Raw genomic sequence first — 17,290 nt, forward strand, 5'->3', positions numbered from 1 at the left:
AGGATGCGATGGCGGATATCGCTGTGGTCTTTCACTGGCCGCCGTCTGCCTTCGAGGGTATGTCTTTGAGTGATCTGATGGCTTGGCGCGAGCGCGCACGGGTCCGGCATGGGGGAGATGAGGAATGAGCGGGCGCCTGTTGCAGCTCAAGGTGGTGCTCAGCGCCGTGGATCGCGTGGTGCGCCCGATCCGTGCGGTGGGCGTCGAATCGAAGACGACGGCGCGCGAGGTCAAGGCGATCCGCGACCGCCTCAAGGAACTGAACGCCGCACAGGGCCAGGTCGACGCATTGCGCAAGCTGCAGGGCGAAGCGCAGGCCACGTCCGCCCAGCTCAAGAACGCGCAGGCTGTGGCCGGCATGCTGCGACAGCAGTTCGAAGCCACTGAGAAACCGACCCGCGCCATGGGCGTGCAGATGCGGGCCGCCGAGCGCGCCGCCCAGCGCCTGAGCGACGCGCACACCAAGCAGACGCAGAAACTCCTGCAGATGCGCAGCGCCATGAACGCGGCCGGCGTCGGCAACCTCACCGAACACGAGCAGCGCCTGCACGCGCAGACCGACGCGGCCACGGCCGCGCTGCGCCGGCAGGAGGCCGCACTGGCCGCCGTCAACAAGCGCGCCCAGCAGCTCTACGCCGCGAAGAAGGGCTATGACGCCGCACTGGAGACCCGCAACAAGATGGCGGGAGCTGGCGCCTCGATGAGCGTGGCCGGCGCGGCCATCGGTGCGCCCATCGTCAAGCTGATCCGCGACTACAGCAGCTTCGAAGACGCCATGGCCGGCGTGGCTCGCCAGGTGAATGGCGCACGTGACGCGAACGGCCAGCTCACGTCGACCTACTACGAGATGGCCGAGGCCATCCAGAACCTCGCGGCCAACAAGATCCCGCTGGCGACGACCGAGATTGCCGCGCTGGTGGAGGCCGGCGCGCGCATGGGTATCCAGGGCAAGGAGGATCTGCTCGCCTTCGCGGAAACCGCCGGGGTGAGTGCTGCCGCCTTCGACATGGCAGCCGGTGACATCGGCGAGAACCTGGGCAAGATCGCCAACCTCTACAAGATCCCGATCAAGAACATCAGCGAGCTGGGCGACGCGATCAACTGGCTCGACGACAACGCGCAGTCCAAGGGCGGCGACATCATCGAAGTGCTGCAGCGCATGGGTGGTGTGGCCGACAAGCTGGACTATCGTAAGGCCGCCGCCCTGGGCTCCACCTTCCTGTCGCTGGGCGCCAGCGCCGAGGTGGCCGCAAGCGCAAGCAACGCCATGGTGCGCGAGCTGGCCATCGCGGAGATGCAGCCCAAGCGTTTCCAGGCCGGGCTACGCGCGTTGCGACTGTCGGCCAAGGAGATCCAGACGGGCATGGCGAAGGACGCGACGGGCACCATCCTGAGGGTGCTCGACGCGGTCAAGCAGTTGCCGGCCACCGAACAGCTCACCGTCACGACGCAGCTCTTCGGCAAGGAATACGGCGACGACGCCGGCAAGCTCGCCAACAACCTCGCCGAGTACCGCCGCCAGCTCGAGCTGGTCAATGGCGAGCAGGCCAAGGGCTCGATGGCGCGCGAGGCCGAGATCAAGAACACCCTGCTCTCGGCCAAATGGCAGATGACGCAGAACAAGCTCTACACGCAGACCGTGGAGCTGGGCCGCACCCTGCAGCCGACGCTGGTGAGCCTGATGGAAGCCGTCGGAGGCATCGTAAAGGCGACCACCACATGGACAAAGGAACACCCGGCGCTGGCCGGCGGGCTGCTCAAGGGGGCGGCGGCCGTCGCCGCGCTGCTGGTGGTCATGGGCGGCCTCACGCTGGCGCTGGCGTCTATCATCGGCCCCTTCGCGGTCCTGCGCTATGGCCTGGCCATGTTCGGCGTGCAGGGCGGCGCCCTGCTGGGCGTACTGCGCGGCCTGGTCACCGGCGGCTTCGGTGTGCTTGCGGGCGCCCTGAAAGCCACCTGGGCGCTGCTGATCTCGAACCCGATCGGGTGGGTGATTCTGGCCGTCGCCGGGCTCGCCGCCGCGGCGTACCTGCTGTACCGCAACTGGGACACGGTGAAGGCCTTCTTCTCCGGCGTGTGGGCCGAGATCCGGGCAGCCTTCGCGGGCGGCATCGGCGGCATCGGCGCCCTGCTCCTGAACTGGTCGCCCCTCGGGCTTTTCTACAAGGCCTTCGCGGCGGTGCTGAGCTGGTTCGGCATCGAGCTGCCGGGCAAGTTCACGCAGTTCGGCGGCATGCTGCTCAGCGGCCTGGTCAATGGCATCACCAGCGGCCTCTCCACGGTCAAGGGCGCCATCACCGGCGCGGCAGACAACGTCGTGGGATGGTTCAAAGAGCGGCTGGGCATTCACAGCCCCTCGCGCGTCTTCGCGCAGCTCGGAGGCTTCACGATGGCCGGGCTCGACCAGGGCCTAGCCGCCGCACAGGACGGGCCGCTGGGTACCGTGGCGAGCATCGCCAAGCGGATCACGGCAGCCGGTGCCGGCATCGCCCTGGGCGCCCTCTCCTTGCCGGCCATGGCGGCGGACACCCTGATCGACCGCCGGCCACCGATTGCGGCGCAGGCCAGCGCGGCAGGCGCGGCCGGCTCTGGCGGCAACCATTACGAGATCCACATTCACGCGGCCCCGGGCATGGATGAGCAGGCGCTCGCGCGCCTGGTCGTGGCCAAGATCGATGAGCGGGATCGGGCGAAGGCGGCACAGGCCCGCTCGCGTCTCACGGACAAGGACTGATCCATGGGTGATTTCATCGACCGCGTATCCGCCACCGAGGAACTGTTCCGCGCGGTGGATCTCGCCAAGCGCAAACCCGTTGGCCCAGAAGCGTCCGGCTGCTGCCTCTTCTGCGACGAGCCGGTGCCGCAGCCCCTGCGTTGGTGCGACACCGACTGCCGCGATGACTGGCAGCGCGAGCAGCAGCAGATCGCACAACGGAGCGTCTCGCCATGATGATGGCGTTCGGGCAGTACATCTTCTCGCTCACCACGGCGGCCTATCAGGACTTCCAGCAGCAGCTCGCGTGGCGCCATCCCGGCACCAGCCGGGTCGGCGTGCGGCCGGCGCGCCAGTTCCTCGGCGCCGACGACGAGACGATCACACTCAAGGGGGTGCTGCTGCCCGAGATCACCGGCAAGGACATGACGCTGGACGAGCTGCGCAAGATGGGCGACGAAGGCAAGGCCTACCCGCTCGTCGAGGGCACCGGGCGCGTCTTCGGGCAGTTCGTGCTCGAGGGGTTGGACATCGGGCGCACCGTCTTTTTTACCGACGGCGCAGCACGGCGCATCGAGTTCACCATCACGCTCAAGCGCGTCGATGATGACGCCGGCCTGGCCGTGCCGCCCTCGGCGAGCTGAGCATGCCGCACCCCCGCCCGATCTACCGCATCACGCTCGATGGCCGCGACATCACGCCGACTTTCGAGCCGCGCCTCGAATCGCTGACCCTGACCGACAACCGCGGCTTCGAAGCCGATCAGGTCGACATCACGCTGGACGATTCGGACGGGCGCCTCGCCATCCCCGCGCGCGGCGTCACGCTCGCCGTGGCGTTGGGCTGGGAGGACACCGGCCTGGTCGACAAGGGCACGTTCGTGGTCGATGAGGTCGAGCACAGCGGCGCGCCGGACAAGCTCACCCTGCGCGCGCGCAGCGCGGACCTCCGGGCCGGCCTGACCACGAAGAAGGAACGCAGCTGGCACGGCAAGACGTTGGGCGACATGGTGCGCAGCGTGGCCGCCCAGAACAAGCTCAAGCCGGTGATCTCGGCCGACCTGGCCAAGCAGGTGATCGACCATGTCGACCAGACCGGCGAGTCGGACGCCAACCTGCTCACGCGGGTGGCCCGCGACTTCGATGCCATGGCCACGGTGAAGGCCGGTTGCCTGCTCTGCACGGTGATCGGCCAGGCGACCACCGCCAGCGGCCAGCCGCTCGAGCGCGTGACGATCACGCGGCAGGCTGGCGACAGCCACCGCTTCGCCATGGCCGAACGCGACACCTACACCGCCGTGCGGGCGCGCTGGCAGGACACGGCCGGCGCGAAGACCGGCGAAGTGCTGGTAGATCAGGAAGGCAAGCACGTCTCCAAGTCGGAGCTGGACGCCAGCGCCGACAACATCAAGACCCTGCGCCACGTGTATGCAAGCAAGGCCAACGCCGAGCGCGCGGCCATGGCCGAATGGCAGCGCCTGCAGCGTGGCGCCGCCACCTTCTCGCTCACTCTGGCCCACGGCCGGCCCGAGCTGTTCCCGGAGATCCCGGCGACCGTCTCAGGCTTCAAGCGCGAGATCGACGGCGCTGAGTGGCTGATCAGCAAGGCCACCCACACGCTGGGGGATGGCGGACTGACCACCAGCCTGGAGCTGGAACTGCAGGACTGATCCAGCCCTTCCCCCTTGACACGCCATAACTGTACAAAGCTACAGTATGTGTATGCTTGTCGAGATGGTCGAACTTTACCGCCGCGGGGAACGCCGGCCCAAGGAGGACGCCGCTAAAGCTGCGCGCCTGATCGGATTCCTGACCGTTCACCGACTCCAGAATGGGCCACCTCATACCGCCCTTCACATCTCAGCCCCCCTCAGCGGCACGAGCACTTACGGCGGCGTGAAGGTCGATCTGGTGGCGCCGCTCTTCGACGCCATGGTCACGCGCGATCACCTCGGCGGGCTGATCATGACCGGGACGCAGCGGGCATCCACGGGAGACGGCCGCCTTCCCGAATACACGCAGGCATGGTGGATCAAACCCGTTCCCGATGGCACCCAGTGCAGCAGCCCTTGGTACCACCCTGAATGCGGACGCCAAATCGGTGATGACCCGCCCAAGGGGCCACCGGGCACACCGAATAGACTGCTTGAGGACTCAAGTAAATAACTCCGGGGTTATTGCTTTTGTTTTGCGGGTGGTTATAATAACCACATCAACAGTTAAGGGAGGGTAGATGAACAGTTTGGAAGTCATCCGGATGATTCAGGCGGATGGCTGGTACGAAGTGCGGTGCAAGGGCAGTCATCATCAGTTCAAGCACCCAACGAAATCGGGTCTGGTCACAGTGAAGCACCCAGACAAGGATGTACCGGCAGGCACCCTGAATAGCATCAAGAAGCAAGCCGGCCTCAAGTGAGGCCGGCTTTTCCGGAAGGCTCAACGAGCAAACACCTGCCCCCGTACCACGCCCTCCCCTACTTACTGAGGTGCGTGTAAATTTGTTTGGAGTTATCGCAATGTTTTATGCAATTGCCATTGAATCACCGACCAACGAGAAAGAAGCCTACGGCGTGGTCGTGCCTGATATCCCCGGTTGTTTCTCTTCCGGTGAAACCGTCGACGACGCCATGCGCAGCGCGCGCGAGGCGATCGAACTACACCTCGAAGGACTCAGCGAAGATGGGATCGATCCGCCTGCCGCCACCAGCGTGGCAGAACACCAGCGCAATCCGGACTTTGCCGGCTGGTCCTGGGCCTTGGTGGATGTCGATGTCACGCGCTACATGGGCAAGGCCGAGAAGATCAACGTCACACTGCCGGGTAGCCTGATCCGCCGCATCGACAACGCCGTGAAAGACATGCCCGGAGAAAGCCGGAGTGGCTTCTTGGCGCGCGCAGCGCTCGAGCGACTGGCCGGGAGGTGACCTCATGAAATGCGACGATCAGTGCCATAACAATGGCGCCTGGGGTCTCGTGGGAAACCAGACCTTGGATCAGGAAAAGGTACGACTGGTGTGCAGCGAGCACGGCGAGCTGGAGGTAGAGCCGGATCTGGTGCCCAGCGAACTGAAGGAGCAGTTGCGCAACAATTTGCTTGCGATGTCAGCCACTCAAGATGAGTGCGACTGCAAGTGCGAGACGAAGTGGACATTGGTTGGGGGCCAGACCGACGATCAACAAATCGTCGCCGTGAGATGCGGCTCGCACGGTGTCGTGACGGTACCGATCGCTCACTTGCCTTTTGCGCTCAAAGCTCGGCTGTCACCCGCCCCCGTGAAGGCTCCACCCCCCTTCCGTCCTCGTTGCTGACGTAGTGGTAGCATCGCCTCATGGGCTCACCGGCACCGCTTACACTATCTGAAGCTCCGCAGGAGCTGGAGTCGGCTTTGCGCCGCTTGGCTGAGCGAATCGAGAGCGGTGATCTGACCTGCTGCGCCGTCCGAATATTCCATTCGGATGGCACCTACCGCGATTTCACCCTTGGCGGCGACCAGGACCAGAAGGAGGCCGCGCTGGCGTGCCTGCACTCCAGGCTCGTCGGCCCGCACCACTGACCGTTGCCCATGTCCAAGCGCACACTGCACTCGATGTTGCTCCCCATCCGCAATGACTCGCGCGCCACCACGGCGGGTATCAAGGATCTAGCGCGACGTGCGGAGGATCAGAAGCGGCCGGCCATCGGCATGGCCTACGCGATCATTTGGGCGGATAACCAGGTGGAATTCGGCCAGCTGGGCCTTGCGGAGCGCAACCGTGATCGCGCAGCACGCATTGCCAATCAGCTGGCCGATACTCTCCGTTGGGACGACTGATCCTTGTTTCCCCGGTGGATGCCGGCTATACCGGCAGCAGCTAAGTGCCGAGAGCGGGACGCAACCAAACCCTATATCGACGGCCCCGCACTGGCTTAACCACCCCATCCGCCACCTCTTGCCCAGGTGGCGATTTTTTTGTTTTTTGCAAATCTATCACTTCTGATCGGGGTTTGTACGGAGGCCGCACAAACCACCCAAACGGGCAGGGTTTCGGGTCAGGGCCTGACGGATGCTCGCGCGCCCTTCCTCCACTGCCAGGGCGGAATGCTGGATGCATCCCCCCACACCCCCACCCGCCGTACCCGCGCGTCCTCCTGCAGTGCGTACAGGCTGCGGTCGACCACGTATTGGTCATAGACCCACGCGAGGCCGGCGCTCAACAGCTCGCCACCCGCATCGCGGCCCTGGCATTCCACCCGTGCCACGAGGCGGCCATAGCGGTCCCTGGTCTGGATAGAGAGGCTGGCTTCCTGGCGGAAGCAGAGACGCGCCAGCGCCTGGCGGCTGACTTCACCGAAGGGCTGTTGTTTTTCGGGAGCATCGATCTCGGCCAGGCGGACCTTCTGCTGCGCTTCGCCGGGGCAGCGCACGATCAGGGTGTCGCCATCGGTGATGCCGACCACAGGACACGCTACCTGTGCTTGGGTCACTAGCGAGAATGTAAGTGCTGCCAATGCAGGGCTCATCGGTCAATCAGGGATCTCACCGGTTTCAATCATGTGAAGGAACTGCGCCTCTGACAGCACGAAGCAGTTCTTTGCTCGCGCCGCTTCCATCTTTGCAGGGCCAGCATTGTGACCACCGCAAATCGCGTAGAGACCAACGGTGACGTTCTTCACGACTTGCAACCCAGCACGTTCGGCCTTCTCCTCAAGGTCCTCCCGTATCTGTTTTGCGAACCCGGTGAAGAGAATCTCCGGCCTTCGATCAAGGGCCTTTCGCCGGGGCGGCTCCGGTGGCGGTGAATGCGGCTGATCAAGCAACTTGGCCGAACCGTCCAGGTACTCGATCACTCGATACTTCAGGAACGTGCGCGGGCCTTCCGAAGTGACGGCGACGATGTACCGACCTGCCTCTCTCCAGTTGTCCAGCTCCCGAGTCGAGACATGGCCGGTTCCATCTCGATAGACGAATCTCAACTCGGAGCTCATTTCTTCTTTTCCACGCCAGGAATCACCTTTCGTTGGGGGCGTTGAGTTACCCCTGTTCTGATCTTCGGCTTGGCCTTTGAGCCCCCCACGACTGGGTCCATCGCCGCCATGAAGTCCTCGTGACGCCTGCGGTCCTCTTCAGTTTCGTCGGGTAAGGGTTCCAGCTCCGGTTCTTCCACGATGCGGAGCTGCGGCTTCCTGGGTGCAGTCGCCAGCACCGCCATTGCCGCTGCGCGGATGGCTTCGGGGGCTGCGTCGTAGGCTGCGATCAGGCGGGCGTGTTCGTCGGGAATGCCCACCTGATTGCGCTCCCCTGTGACCACAAAGCCGGCTGACACACCAATTTCACACAGCGCGCTCAGCAGTTCCAAGGGACAGCGTTGCTTCCCAATAAGCACGTCACGCAGGCGTTGAGGGCTTTTCTCCCCCGCCTGCCTAGCCGCCTCAGCCTGGCTTAGGCCAAGCCTTTCAAGCTCGGCTCGGATGCGAAGATGGAATTCTTCCATTACTTCTGTTGACATGATGGAAATGTTCTATCACTATATGTGTGTAACACGACAACGCAGAGCATACCGCCGATGCCCACCGCCAAACCTGTTTCGCCTCGCAAGAAGCGCACCGCACCGCAGGGTGTGCTTAAGCACCGCCCCATTGCGCTGCGCCTGCTGCCCGCCGAGTTCCGCGCCGTCGAAGCGGCGGCCGAGGAACAGAACTGCTCGCTCAACGCCCTGGCCCGTTCCCTGGTGATCAAGGGCCTGCCCACCCTCAAGAAAGGAATTGCCTGATGAGCGTCGTAACGACCCCCGTCGTCACGCAGCACTGCGCCCTGCAGACGCTGTTGATGGTTGTGCGTCAGATGCGCGAACTGCGCGCCGGCCAGCCGCTGGACCCCGACACCACCGTGCTCGGCCTGCCTGCCGATCTCGATGGCCTGATTGATCTGGCCGACGCTTGCGTGACCGACGCCGTCAATGTGGTCGACCGCGCCTTTGACATGGCTTCCGAAGGCAAGCCGTGCCACGACATCGCCGCCCTTCTCGACGAAATCCGCTGAGGGCCATCCATGAAACACATCGCCATTTCCATCGAGTACGCCGGCCTGACACTGCCGGTGGTGAGGAACGAAGAAGGCATCGAGCTGGTGCCGTTGAAGCCCATTTCTGACCTTTTCGGATTGGACTGGAAACGCCAGTACTTGAAGACGAAGGAAGAATGGACTGCTCGTTTTCTGGGGGTCTGCATAGGGCATATGCCCTATGCAGGTGAGCAAAAACGGGAGCAGGTCTGCATCCGCCTGGACCGAGTAGCGGCCTACCTGATGAGCCTCAACCCCGCCAAGATCCGCGCCGCTGGCAACACCACCGGCGCCGACTTCCTGGAAGCCCGCCTGAACGAGTGGGCGGACGCGCTGCACGACTACGAGACGCTGGGCGCGGCCGTGAATGAGCGCCACCAGGCCGGCCAGGCCACCCTGCGCGCCGCCAACGCCGCGGTGAAGCTGATCCGCACCAAGGCCACCACGGAGAACAAGGCGGATCGCGGCTTGATCGACGGTCTGCTCAAGAACCTGTCGCGCGAGAACGGCATCCCGTATCAGCCGGAGCTGCTGTCGTGACCGTGGTGAGCATCGTCCTCGGCGCCTTGAGCGGCCACCAGCGCGCGAAACTCGTGCAGCGCTCGCACGGTAGCCGGTGTGCCCGGCTGCCGCTCGATGAGCGTATCGATGCCGGCCAAGAACGCATCGGTGAAGCCCGGAACAGTGCTGGCCAGCACCCCCAGCGCCAGCCGAGTGACCAGCTCATCGGCGACCAGCAGCGCCCCGGCGAATCGTCCTTCTACGGCCATTCCCCCACCCTCCCCTTTCACGTCGTGCAGTAAGCCTACGAGCCATGAAGACCAACGTCATGCGTAACGATCTACACCAACCGACCACACTGATCGCTGTGCTGCGTGCCGCCGTCAATGCATGGCGGCGACGCATGGACTGGAGCCGCGAAAGCGTGGTGGCCGAGATTGTGGAAGCCCACAAGCGCATCGGCGGCGAGGAGGCCACGGGGCTCTGCTTTGAGATGGGTGGCGACATCTTCCGGACGCGCCAGACGCAAGCGGAACGGGTCTATCGCTGGCTCGATGACGAAAGCAAGGACAACAACCTGCTGCCGGCCAACTTCATCCGCTCGATCCTTGTGGCGCTGCCCACCGACCTCCAGTTGCAAGCCGTGGGTCAGCTCTTGGCCGATACCGGCCTGCACGCCGACGTGACGGCAGAGCAGAACCCGCAGACCACGCTCACGCACAGCCTGCGCGTGATGAGCAAGGAGTTTGGCGAAGGGCTCGCCGCACTTGCTGATGTGATCGAGCATGCGGACGCCGGCAGCTTGGCGGAGGCAGACAAGCAACTGGCCGAGGCCGCCGCAGCCATCGAAGAGAGCCGCAACAATGTGCTGCGCCTGCAGGCCACCTCACAGCACAGCGCGACCTGAAAGGGACTGACCATGGCGAACGTCCGAATCTACGTCGACATGACCTTCCGGTGCCCGATTTGCGGGTTCCCGACGCGCATCCGCACCTCGCGCCAGCTCAGCGAGTTGCTGCGCGAAGAGTTCCTCGACTGCACCAACGATGTCTGCCCTGGTCGCTTCAAGGCGCACCGCGAGATCGTGGCCTCCCTCTTCGAGGGCTCCTACGACCACGGCCTCAAGATCCCGCAATCCCTCAAGAAGCAGGCCCTCGCGCCTGCCCGCCCCGCCCCGGACCCCAACCAATTGGGCCTGCCTGGCATAGAGCTCGATCTGAGCTGCTACGGGCACGCCCCTCCGCCTGCGAAGGGATCGCAGGCATGACCTAGCCGCCTCCCACCCACCCAAGCAGCACCCCACCACGCGCCTGTTTTGCAGGCGTGCGGGACTCTTTTTGCCTGAAGGAACCCACCATGAATCAGGAAATCGCCAATGTGATCCGCGCCGCCGACCAACTCAAAGCAGCGTACAGCGCTGCCGCCAGCGCCATGCCGGCGCAGGAGCGCACGCCCATGATCGAGGCGCTCAGCACCCTCGACGCCAGCACCGAGGCATTGCGCCGCGCCCCCCGCGTCCCCCCGTCCAATGAGCTGTGGATGCGACGGATCACCATCGAGACGATCTACTGGCCCAGCGTGTATTTCGATGCCGCGCACAACGGTGAAGCGCTGCAGGATCTGATCGACGAGTTGGATGACTACGGCACCTGCGCCGTGCCGCGCGAGGTTACCGACGCCTGCTGCTCGCTGATCCGAGCAGGCAAGTTTGCTGGGCTGATCGCCCGCGTGAGGATGCGCGCCAGCGAAACGGCGCTGTATGAAGGCGTCGTGGCTGCCGAAGACTTCGAGACCCTGGTCACGCGATCAGTGGAATGGGGCGACGCCGTGCGCAAGGCCTACCGGCCGGGCCTCACGTTGGTGATCGCCGATTCCTCGCAGCCGGCTACGAAGGTGGCCTGAACATGGCAACCGGAGTCCAACAGACCACCATCGTCGATCTGCTCGTGCGCGCCGAAGACCGTCTCACGCGGCGAGCCGTCGATGAAACCGACATTGCACTGCTGCGTGAGCTGCGCTCGACGCTTATGGCTTGTGCTCCCGAACGCTTGCCTAGGCACCGCATGGAGGTGAGCCATGGCACGCGCTGAGTTCGTCGGCGACATGCGCGACCAAATGTCGGTTCACCTCGAGTACTTGCGGGTGTGTGAAGGCTGGAGCAAGCCGCATCGCACCGAACTGGTGAACGACTACAAGCGCGAGATGGAGACCACCGAGGGCTTCGCCGCCATCGAGGCCCATCTCGCCAGTGTTGTCCCGGCCGAGGCGCAAGCGCTCAAGGTCTTCTTCAGCACGCGGAGGCCGGCATGAGACCGATCAACGGCTTCTACCGCGGGGCCACCGCCATCCAGCCCGGCAAGCGCATGTGCGACGAGTGCCGCACGGCCGTCCCGCGTGCAGCGGGCCGCTACGTCGCCATCACGGCACTGCACCAGAAATGGTGCTGCGAGAAGTGCGCCCGCAGCATCGAGGCCGCAACCGCCCAGGAGGTCGCAGCGTGAGCCACGACCTGATCAATGCGCTGTTCGAGGGGCTGGCCGGCCTGATGGTGCTGAACCACTGCCGAGTGCTGCTGCGCGAGCGCTGCGTGCGGGGCGTGTCGCTCATGGCCGTCCTCTTCTTCACCGTCTGGGGCGCCTGGAACCTCTTCTACTACCCCGCGCTGGGCCAAGTGTGGAGCGGCGCCTGCGCCGCCCTGGTCACCCTCGCCAACTTCATCTACCTGCTGCTCGCATGGCGATTCCGCCGGCATGAGCAGCGCCCGTTCCTCTTTTGGGAGACCCACTGAAATGAGTCACGAACCGTTTATTCCCATGCCTGGCCCCGCACGAGCAGATCGGCGCGCAACCGCAACGCCCTCTATGTCGATCGACAGGCTGATCGCGCTTGCAAACGTCGCCCGCGCACGCCGTGACAACAACGACGACCGCGCACGCGAGTTCTGCACGGCGCTGATCGGTGCCCTGCCCGTCGTCGAGGGAATCCGCCTCGCCAACGCGCTGGGCTTTACCCACCTTACTGAGCAGCCGCAGACGCAAACCCGAATCGTCAAACCGGCCGACGCCGCTACTCAGGGCCGGCGCTGCGTTCCTTTCACCGAACTTTTCGGGATCGATCAGCGTGGGGGTGCCGCGTGAGCGAGATGAACTACGACCCGAACATGCTCCTCTCGGGGAGAACGGCTGTGCAGGTGGTTAAGCTCACATTCGCGGAGTGGCAATACCGCGCAGAAATGACGGTAACTGTTGGCGGAAATCTGCGCGGACTCGACGTCATTGAGCACGCGGTACGCATGGCGTTCAATGAACTCTGCGGTGATGAATCCGACTGTGAGTTGGTACTAACCGACGCGGATGGGAACTCTCTGACGGACTTCGACGGCACAGGTGATGAGTGGCTGATGGAGAAGCTCATCAAGGCAGAGATCGTGTCCATTGAGCCGAAGAGCATTGATGAAGGGTGCCTCGGGCAGGCACCACTTTTCGGTGATGTTCTCAAGCCGGCAAACCTTCTGAAGAAGGACGTCGTCGTCGTTGAGAGACTCGGCGATCTGCTTGGAGGTACCGCCAAGTGAGGAAGCACACCCGTCGCCGCGCCGTCACGCCGCGCGCCCCGATGCTCGTCGTAATGCAGACGATCCCCGACCTGAGCCTGACCGAACGCCTGTCCGTCGAGGCTTTCGCGGGCGGCTACGCCCACGTCGACCACTTCGACAACCTGGCCGACTGCCGCGACATCCTCACGATGGCGGCATCCGAACGTGGCGACAAGGAAACCCTGGCCATGTGCGAGCTTGCCTATGTCGCCCTGGTCGCCATCAAAGAGCGCCACACCCGAACCGGCAAGTGCGGTGCCAGTGGCGACGAGCTGCTCGCGCTGCGCGCCCTTGCTGATCTGAGCGAGGACTTCTGGAAGCGCCAGAGCGGATCCACTTTCGCCCGCCACTACGACGCGCTCAAGCGTGCCCGGCAGACGCAGAGGGAAGGTGGTGTCCTATGAGCTGGGGCGACACGGCATATCACGTGATGTGCGAGGTGCGCCTGGAGTGCATCAAGGCCAACAAGTCCCCGCTCGAGATCGCGCGAGCGATCGACGACGCCTACCCGTTCGGCGAGCGCAAGCGCTGGCCGTACAAGGCATGGCTCAAGGCGCGCCGGACGTTCTTCATCCGCCATGGTCTCCCCGCACCGAGGGCTCCGCGTGGCGTGCCGGATCTGTTCTCGAATGACAACGACCCGGCAGCGATGAAGCCTCTGTTCATCCCCCTGAAGCGCCGGCACTTCGATCGCTTCCGAGACGGCTCCAAACGCATCGAGTACCGACCCGAGGGGCCGCGCTGGAATGCTCGCACGTGCGTGGTCGGCCGCCCGGTGGTGCTGAGCCTCGGCTACGGCAAGCAGCACCGCCTGCAGGGCGTCATCGTCGGCTACCAGGCCAGCATCGAGCCCACGAAGACCGCTGAATGGCTGGACTGCTACCCCGACCGCACGGGGCTGGCCGCCTGCATCGAGATCCGCATCGACTGATCAGAACACAACGCATTGAGTGAGCACCATGGCAAGCATTGAAGAAATCAAAGACCGTGTCGAACTACCCGATCTCGCAGCATGGCTTGGCATGAAGCAAGGCGCTGGCGTGAAGGCGAACTGGTTCTCGCCGGCGCGCGAGGAGAGGAACCCTTCCCTGTCGATCACGTTCAAGGGTGGTCGCTGGAGCTGGAAGGATTGGGCCGGCGACGACAGCGCCAGCGGGAGCTGCGTCGACCTGGTCATGTACTGCGGCCGCGCCGGCGACGTGGGCGAAGCGCTCAAGGTGCTGCACGACTACCTGGGCATCCCGACCGAGCCGCCGCAACGTGACGAGCCGAGGCGCGAGAAGTCGCTCGCCGAGAGCATCGCCGACAACTGCATCCGCGAGGCCGAGCAGGCCAAGGACTACCTGCAGAGCCGGCGCATCAGCATCGAGGTGATCAACGAGGCGATCTCGCGCAAGAGCCTGGGCTTCAACACCTACACCAGCAAGCGGGTCGAAGCTGGCCAGGCTGGGCACGGTGGCCCGGCCGTGGCCTTCATCGTGCGCGAGCTGACCAGCCCGCGCATCGTGGCGGTGGATCTGCGCTACCTCGATCCCGCGCTGAACGGTGGCGTGAAGACGCAGTGCCAGGGCGACAAGCAGCTCCACGGCTGGACGCTGTGCACGCGCCGCCTCCTCGAGGCGCGCACCGTAATCCTGACCGAGAGCAGCATCAACGCGATCTCGGTCGAGTGCGCCAAGCTGCCCAAGACGGCCGCCTACGCGGTGCTGGGGACCAAGAACATCAAGCACAAGGACTGGCGCTGGCTGCGCGGCAAGCAAGTGCTGATCGCCTTCGACCATGCTGATGAGGTGGACCTGCAGCGTGGCGTCCGCCCAGGCCTCGCAGCCGCGTGGGAAATGCACGAGATCCTGACCCGGCTGGACATCTCCGCGATGCTCGTCGACATGGGGAGCTGGGAGCCGGGTACCGACATCAACGAATATTTGAAGGCGCACGGTCCCGAGGACTTGGCCAAGGCGCTGCTCCGCATCGAGCCCTGGCTGTTCCAAGGCATGCCCGGCTACGAGAAGAAGGACCAGCGTCCCGAGGGCAAGCAGCGCGTCTACCTGCCCTGGCACGACACCTCGATGTATTGGCGCTTTCGCGTTCAGAAGGACTTCACCAGCTATGTCACCGAGCTGGTGACCGATGAGGACGGTGCGATCAGGATGGACACCAAGGAAGTCTGCAGCTTTCGTGTCGCCGGCCTCTCGCGCGTCACGATTCAGGGCACGGTGGCCACCACCACGGGCGAAGAAGACAGCCAGCCGTCCGTGGCCTTCGCGGCCGTCGTGCAGACCGCACGCCACGGCGACAAGCTGGTCCGCCAGGTGATCGAGGACGAGAAGCTGTTCAACATCGACACATGGAAGCGTTGCGGGGCTGTGTGGGACCAGAGTCGTTTCCTCCGCATGCTGAACATCCTCGAGCGCGGAGCTGACATCGGGGAGCGCAAGGCTGCCAACTTCGTGGGCCTCTGCTACATGGATGGTCGCCTCACGGTCAGCGAAGGCAGCGACACCTACTTCGCCAACCCGAAGCAGCAGTGCCCTTATAGCAACCTGAGTTTCCCCAGCGGACGGGCGAGCGATGCGCGCAAGGTGATCGAGGCTTACCAGGCCACCTTCAAGGGCAACGCCGCCAGCATGCTGCTGGCCTGGACGGTCGGCGCCCATATGAAGGTGCTGCTGGGTTTCTGGCCGCACATGCAGCTGCAGGCGAGCAAAGGCTCAGGCAAGTCGGTACTCACTGGCCGCCTCGAACAGACTACCGCCATCAAGGTGTTCTCGAAGGAGGCGATCAAGACGGCATTCCGCCTGGTGATCACCACCAGCGCCACGAGCCACCCGGTCGGCTGGGAGGAGATCTCGGCCAACCAGCAGATCGTGATCGACGCGGCCGTGAGCCTGCTGCAGGAGGCCTACAACTTCAAGAGCGCACCGCGTGGTACCGAAGCGATCGAGTACCTCACCTGCGCGCCAGTGCTGTTGATTGGTGAGGACGTGCCCGTGCGCTCGCTGACGGGCAAGCTGGTCCGTGCCGACCTGACCGGCAAGAAGGGCGCGCTGCTCCCGCAGGACTTGCCGCGTTTCCCGGTGCGCCAGTGGCTGGAGTTCCTGGCCAGCCAGGACAGAAACACGGTCTATCGCAAGTACGAGGATCTGCGTGCGCACTGCCTGGCCAAGAGCCGCGCCAGCGGCAACGACGAAGGCGCACAGCGGATGGCCGCGAACTATGCGGCGGTGCTGCTGGCCTGGCGCTACATGTGCGAGTTCGCCGGCATCGAGAACTACGACCAGGGCGGCTTCCCGCAGGACGTGCTGGCTGAGATGAACCGCCACATCGGTGAGACCAGCGCAGACCGCGAGCCGTGGGTGTGGATCATGGAGACCCTCCTCTCGGAGATCTCCTCGCACGCCTTCGTGCATCCGTTCGTGTGGGACAGCGTCAAAGACCCGATCACGGGCGAGATGGAGCCGTGCCTGCTGCTACGGCCGGCGCACGTGATGGATCACATCAAGACCACCACGCGCCTGCGGGATATCTGGAATGGCCTGCCGGTGAAGAGCGACCGGGTCTTCAAGCAGCAGCTCAGGCACAGCGGCGTGATCGTGGCCGACGACCTCGAACGGATGATCGGCCCGGACAACAACCGCCTACGCATGGGGCACCTGACCGCCATCAGTCTGGAGCGCCTGAAGGGCTTCGGATTGCACGCAGTGCAGCGTGGCGGTGATCGCGGTGAGGCACATGCCCAAGAGCGCATCGCGGAGGCCGCATGAGGCGTTTCCGCCCCGTTTCCAGGCCCTCCACACCTCCCGGGCGCAAGCCCGGCTGATTAAAACAGGGGGCTGGCCAGGCCTGATCGCCTTGCCGTTCCCCCCCTGTCCCCCCTGCGCAAGAAACCTGGCCCGACTGCGGACTTTGAACGAGAGGGGCTAGAACCTGCGGTTATGGCTGTTTCGGGTGGGGAAGCACAGTTTAAAAACCCGTGGATTTCGGTGGATAAGTCTGTAAGTCATTGAGCGGCGAGAGGTTTTCTTGCCGAGTAACCCCGAAAAATCCACGGAATGGGTCGTTTTATCCACGGGTTGCATTTGTCATTTTTTGAGCGAGTTTCCCTATATGTATTTCTATCTATTTGTTTTTAAAGAGAGAGAGAAGAAGAGAGGCAAAAAAGCGGCGATCCACGGAAAGGGCCGAAATATCCACGGTTGGCGGACCTGCTCAAAAATGGTTCCACGGGTTGGACACCCTCTCCACGGGCGTTTCCGTGGATTCCGTGGATACATTTCATACGCGGAATCAATGGCTTGCGAGCGGAAAACACACAATCCACGCATCCACGGTTTTTTTTGCCCCTACCCCCCTCAGGAACGATAAAACCGCCCTGCCACCATGGCTCGCTACCGCACCATCGCAAAGCACGCGGAAGAAACCGGGTACTCTGTCGACGCCA

At 64.1% G+C, this 17,290-nt stretch carries 29 protein-coding genes; 25 read left to right on the forward strand and 4 right to left on the reverse strand.

All coding sequences use genetic code 11. From position 1 onward, the window contains the following. Positions 1-8: 8 nt before the first annotated feature. The 10 genes from NMB43_RS11860 (at position 9) to NMB43_RS11905 (ending at position 6,524) form a co-directional block, all read left to right on the forward strand. Entirely contained in the window at positions 9-128 is a 120-nt protein-coding gene (locus NMB43_RS11860) for a GpE family phage tail protein (protein ID WP_494348370.1), read from the forward strand. Beyond that, positions 125-2,734, forward strand: a complete 2,610-nt coding sequence (locus tag NMB43_RS11865) for a phage tail tape measure protein (RefSeq protein ID WP_494348371.1) — start codon at positions 125-127, stop codon at positions 2,732-2,734. The genes NMB43_RS11860 and NMB43_RS11865 overlap by 4 nt, the downstream gene beginning before the upstream one ends. A 3-nt stretch (positions 2,735-2,737) precedes the next feature. Beyond that, complete coding sequence (locus NMB43_RS11870; RefSeq protein WP_494348372.1) at positions 2,738-2,950, forward strand: hypothetical protein; 213 nt, start codon at positions 2,738-2,740, stop codon at positions 2,948-2,950. Further along, complete coding sequence (locus NMB43_RS11875) at positions 2,947-3,357, forward strand: phage tail protein (RefSeq protein WP_494348373.1); 411 nt, start codon at positions 2,947-2,949, stop codon at positions 3,355-3,357. Before NMB43_RS11870 ends, NMB43_RS11875 begins: the two co-directional genes overlap by 4 nt. Before the next feature lie 2 nt (positions 3,358-3,359). After that, on the forward strand, positions 3,360-4,382 hold the full coding sequence (locus NMB43_RS11880) for a phage late control D family protein (protein WP_494348374.1): 1,023 nt from the start codon (positions 3,360-3,362) through the stop codon (positions 4,380-4,382). Between the two features lie 52 nt (positions 4,383-4,434). Beyond that, positions 4,435-4,878, forward strand: a complete 444-nt coding sequence (locus NMB43_RS11885) for a hypothetical protein (RefSeq protein WP_494348375.1) — start codon at positions 4,435-4,437, stop codon at positions 4,876-4,878. A gap of 67 nt (positions 4,879-4,945) precedes the next feature. Next, the gene (locus NMB43_RS11890; protein WP_494348376.1) at positions 4,946-5,128 is read left to right on the forward strand and encodes a type II toxin-antitoxin system HicA family toxin; all 183 of its coding nucleotides are present in this window, start codon (positions 4,946-4,948) and stop codon (positions 5,126-5,128) included. 100 nt (positions 5,129-5,228) lie between these two features. After that, positions 5,229-5,636, forward strand: a complete 408-nt coding sequence (locus NMB43_RS11895; RefSeq protein ID WP_494348377.1) for a type II toxin-antitoxin system HicB family antitoxin — start codon at positions 5,229-5,231, stop codon at positions 5,634-5,636. 4 nt (positions 5,637-5,640) lie between these two features. Next, positions 5,641-6,021 (forward strand): hypothetical protein, encoded by a 381-nt coding sequence (locus NMB43_RS11900; RefSeq protein ID WP_494348378.1) that lies wholly within the window; start codon positions 5,641-5,643, stop codon positions 6,019-6,021. A gap of 254 nt (positions 6,022-6,275) precedes the next feature. Further along, the gene (locus NMB43_RS11905; protein ID WP_494348379.1) at positions 6,276-6,524 is read left to right on the forward strand and encodes a hypothetical protein; all 249 of its coding nucleotides are present in this window, start codon (positions 6,276-6,278) and stop codon (positions 6,522-6,524) included. A gap of 218 nt (positions 6,525-6,742) precedes the next feature. On the opposite strand, the gene NMB43_RS11910 is transcribed toward NMB43_RS11905, so the two are convergent. The 3 genes from NMB43_RS11910 to NMB43_RS11920 form a co-directional block, all read right to left on the reverse strand. Continuing rightward, entirely contained in the window at positions 6,743-7,150 is a 408-nt protein-coding gene (locus tag NMB43_RS11910) for a thermonuclease family protein (RefSeq protein ID WP_494348380.1), read from the reverse strand. A 66-nt stretch (positions 7,151-7,216) separates the two neighbouring features. Further along, a complete protein-coding gene (locus NMB43_RS11915; protein ID WP_494348381.1) occupies positions 7,217-7,678 on the reverse strand; it encodes a BRCT domain-containing protein in 462 nt (153 codons plus the stop codon). Continuing rightward, positions 7,675-8,049, reverse strand: coding sequence for a hypothetical protein (locus NMB43_RS11920; protein WP_494348382.1), 375 nt, complete (start codon positions 8,047-8,049; stop codon positions 7,675-7,677). The genes NMB43_RS11915 and NMB43_RS11920 overlap by 4 nt, the downstream gene beginning before the upstream one ends. A 207-nt stretch (positions 8,050-8,256) precedes the next feature. Between NMB43_RS11920 and NMB43_RS11925 the strand changes: the two genes are divergently transcribed. The 3 genes from NMB43_RS11925 to NMB43_RS11935 are packed head-to-tail and all read left to right on the forward strand — an operon-like array spanning position 8,257 to position 9,293. Then, a complete protein-coding gene (locus NMB43_RS11925) occupies positions 8,257-8,463 on the forward strand; it encodes a hypothetical protein (protein ID WP_494348383.1) in 207 nt (68 codons plus the stop codon). Then, positions 8,463-8,732, forward strand: coding sequence for a hypothetical protein (locus NMB43_RS11930; RefSeq protein ID WP_494348384.1), 270 nt, complete (start codon positions 8,463-8,465; stop codon positions 8,730-8,732). Before NMB43_RS11925 ends, NMB43_RS11930 begins: the two co-directional genes overlap by 1 nt. A gap of 9 nt (positions 8,733-8,741) precedes the next feature. Further along, a complete protein-coding gene (locus NMB43_RS11935; RefSeq protein WP_494348385.1) occupies positions 8,742-9,293 on the forward strand; it encodes a phage antirepressor N-terminal domain-containing protein in 552 nt (183 codons plus the stop codon). Here NMB43_RS11935 and NMB43_RS11940 read toward each other — a convergent pair. Further along, on the reverse strand, positions 9,272-9,523 hold the full coding sequence (locus NMB43_RS11940) for a hypothetical protein (RefSeq protein ID WP_494348386.1): 252 nt from the start codon (positions 9,521-9,523) through the stop codon (positions 9,272-9,274). The genes NMB43_RS11935 and NMB43_RS11940 overlap by 22 nt on opposite strands. A gap of 44 nt (positions 9,524-9,567) precedes the next feature. On the opposite strand from NMB43_RS11940, the gene NMB43_RS11945 reads away from it, so the two are divergent. The 12 genes from NMB43_RS11945 to NMB43_RS12000 all read left to right on the forward strand — a co-directional run bounded on the left by NMB43_RS11945 (position 9,568) and on the right by NMB43_RS12000 (position 16,613). Beyond that, a complete protein-coding gene (locus tag NMB43_RS11945; RefSeq protein WP_494348387.1) occupies positions 9,568-10,161 on the forward strand; it encodes a toxin YdaT family protein in 594 nt (197 codons plus the stop codon). Positions 10,162-10,173: 12 nt separating this feature from the next. Next, entirely contained in the window at positions 10,174-10,521 is a 348-nt protein-coding gene (locus NMB43_RS11950) for an Ogr/Delta-like zinc finger protein (protein WP_494348388.1), read from the forward strand. Between the two features lie 89 nt (positions 10,522-10,610). Continuing rightward, the gene (locus NMB43_RS11955) at positions 10,611-11,156 is read left to right on the forward strand and encodes a hypothetical protein (RefSeq protein WP_494348389.1); all 546 of its coding nucleotides are present in this window, start codon (positions 10,611-10,613) and stop codon (positions 11,154-11,156) included. A 2-nt stretch (positions 11,157-11,158) separates the two neighbouring features. Further along, positions 11,159-11,344, forward strand: a complete 186-nt coding sequence (locus tag NMB43_RS11960; protein ID WP_494348390.1) for a hypothetical protein — start codon at positions 11,159-11,161, stop codon at positions 11,342-11,344. Further along, positions 11,331-11,564 carry a hypothetical protein gene (locus NMB43_RS11965; RefSeq protein ID WP_494348391.1) on the forward strand — a complete coding sequence of 78 codons (234 nt, stop codon included), beginning with the start codon at positions 11,331-11,333 and terminating at the stop codon, positions 11,562-11,564. The genes NMB43_RS11960 and NMB43_RS11965 overlap by 14 nt, the downstream gene beginning before the upstream one ends. Then, on the forward strand, positions 11,561-11,755 hold the full coding sequence (locus NMB43_RS11970; protein WP_494348392.1) for a hypothetical protein: 195 nt from the start codon (positions 11,561-11,563) through the stop codon (positions 11,753-11,755). Before NMB43_RS11965 ends, NMB43_RS11970 begins: the two co-directional genes overlap by 4 nt. After that, on the forward strand, positions 11,752-12,042 hold the full coding sequence (locus tag NMB43_RS11975) for a hypothetical protein (protein WP_494348393.1): 291 nt from the start codon (positions 11,752-11,754) through the stop codon (positions 12,040-12,042). Before NMB43_RS11970 ends, NMB43_RS11975 begins: the two co-directional genes overlap by 4 nt. A gap of 73 nt (positions 12,043-12,115) precedes the next feature. Next, complete coding sequence (locus tag NMB43_RS11980; RefSeq protein ID WP_494348394.1) at positions 12,116-12,391, forward strand: hypothetical protein; 276 nt, start codon at positions 12,116-12,118, stop codon at positions 12,389-12,391. Between the two features lie 5 nt (positions 12,392-12,396). Beyond that, positions 12,397-12,828: a DUF5406 family protein gene (locus NMB43_RS11985; RefSeq protein ID WP_494352140.1), complete on the forward strand. Its 432-nt coding sequence runs from the start codon at positions 12,397-12,399 to the stop codon at positions 12,826-12,828. Beyond that, positions 12,825-13,253 carry a hypothetical protein gene (locus NMB43_RS11990; protein ID WP_494348395.1) on the forward strand — a complete coding sequence of 143 codons (429 nt, stop codon included), beginning with the start codon at positions 12,825-12,827 and terminating at the stop codon, positions 13,251-13,253. The genes NMB43_RS11985 and NMB43_RS11990 overlap by 4 nt, the downstream gene beginning before the upstream one ends. Continuing rightward, entirely contained in the window at positions 13,250-13,780 is a 531-nt protein-coding gene (locus NMB43_RS11995) for a hypothetical protein (protein ID WP_494348396.1), read from the forward strand. The genes NMB43_RS11990 and NMB43_RS11995 overlap by 4 nt, the downstream gene beginning before the upstream one ends. 28 nt (positions 13,781-13,808) lie before the next feature. After that, the gene (locus NMB43_RS12000) at positions 13,809-16,613 is read left to right on the forward strand and encodes a toprim domain-containing protein (RefSeq protein WP_494348397.1); all 2,805 of its coding nucleotides are present in this window, start codon (positions 13,809-13,811) and stop codon (positions 16,611-16,613) included. Positions 16,614-17,290 lie beyond the last annotated feature (677 nt).

The sequence above is a fragment of the Uliginosibacterium sangjuense genome (assembly GCF_059132465.1).

Coding starts and splice junctions, on each gene's coding strand:
- NMB43_RS11980 (WP_494348394.1), top strand. CDS start 12,116: ATGTCGATCGACAGGCTGATCGCGCTTGCAAACGTCGCCCGCGCACGC.
- NMB43_RS11935 (WP_494348385.1), top strand. CDS start 8,742: ATGAAACACATCGCCATTTCCATCGAGTACGCCGGCCTGACACTGCCG.
- NMB43_RS11925 (WP_494348383.1), top strand. CDS start 8,257: ATGCCCACCGCCAAACCTGTTTCGCCTCGCAAGAAGCGCACCGCACCG.
- NMB43_RS11895 (WP_494348377.1), top strand. CDS start 5,229: ATGTTTTATGCAATTGCCATTGAATCACCGACCAACGAGAAAGAAGCC.
- NMB43_RS11950 (WP_494348388.1), top strand. CDS start 10,174: ATGGCGAACGTCCGAATCTACGTCGACATGACCTTCCGGTGCCCGATT.
- NMB43_RS11905 (WP_494348379.1), top strand. CDS start 6,276: ATGTCCAAGCGCACACTGCACTCGATGTTGCTCCCCATCCGCAATGAC.
- NMB43_RS11995 (WP_494348396.1), top strand. CDS start 13,250: ATGAGCTGGGGCGACACGGCATATCACGTGATGTGCGAGGTGCGCCTG.
- NMB43_RS11985 (WP_494352140.1), top strand. CDS start 12,397: ATGAACTACGACCCGAACATGCTCCTCTCGGGGAGAACGGCTGTGCAG.
- NMB43_RS11890 (WP_494348376.1), top strand. CDS start 4,946: ATGAACAGTTTGGAAGTCATCCGGATGATTCAGGCGGATGGCTGGTAC.
- NMB43_RS11965 (WP_494348391.1), top strand. CDS start 11,331: ATGGCACGCGCTGAGTTCGTCGGCGACATGCGCGACCAAATGTCGGTT.
- NMB43_RS11945 (WP_494348387.1), top strand. CDS start 9,568: ATGAAGACCAACGTCATGCGTAACGATCTACACCAACCGACCACACTG.
- NMB43_RS11865 (WP_494348371.1), top strand. CDS start 125: ATGAGCGGGCGCCTGTTGCAGCTCAAGGTGGTGCTCAGCGCCGTGGAT.
- NMB43_RS11915 (WP_494348381.1), bottom strand. CDS start 7,678: ATGAGCTCCGAGTTGAGATTCGTCTATCGAGATGGAACCGGCCATGTC.
- NMB43_RS11970 (WP_494348392.1), top strand. CDS start 11,561: ATGAGACCGATCAACGGCTTCTACCGCGGGGCCACCGCCATCCAGCCC.
- NMB43_RS11880 (WP_494348374.1), top strand. CDS start 3,360: ATGCCGCACCCCCGCCCGATCTACCGCATCACGCTCGATGGCCGCGAC.
- NMB43_RS12000 (WP_494348397.1), top strand. CDS start 13,809: ATGGCAAGCATTGAAGAAATCAAAGACCGTGTCGAACTACCCGATCTC.
- NMB43_RS11900 (WP_494348378.1), top strand. CDS start 5,641: ATGAAATGCGACGATCAGTGCCATAACAATGGCGCCTGGGGTCTCGTG.
- NMB43_RS11955 (WP_494348389.1), top strand. CDS start 10,611: ATGAATCAGGAAATCGCCAATGTGATCCGCGCCGCCGACCAACTCAAA.
- NMB43_RS11860 (WP_494348370.1), top strand. CDS start 9: ATGGCGGATATCGCTGTGGTCTTTCACTGGCCGCCGTCTGCCTTCGAG.
- NMB43_RS11940 (WP_494348386.1), bottom strand. CDS start 9,523: ATGGCCGTAGAAGGACGATTCGCCGGGGCGCTGCTGGTCGCCGATGAG.
- NMB43_RS11960 (WP_494348390.1), top strand. CDS start 11,159: ATGGCAACCGGAGTCCAACAGACCACCATCGTCGATCTGCTCGTGCGC.
- NMB43_RS11930 (WP_494348384.1), top strand. CDS start 8,463: ATGAGCGTCGTAACGACCCCCGTCGTCACGCAGCACTGCGCCCTGCAG.
- NMB43_RS11875 (WP_494348373.1), top strand. CDS start 2,947: ATGATGATGGCGTTCGGGCAGTACATCTTCTCGCTCACCACGGCGGCC.
- NMB43_RS11885 (WP_494348375.1), top strand. CDS start 4,435: ATGCTTGTCGAGATGGTCGAACTTTACCGCCGCGGGGAACGCCGGCCC.
- NMB43_RS11870 (WP_494348372.1), top strand. CDS start 2,738: ATGGGTGATTTCATCGACCGCGTATCCGCCACCGAGGAACTGTTCCGC.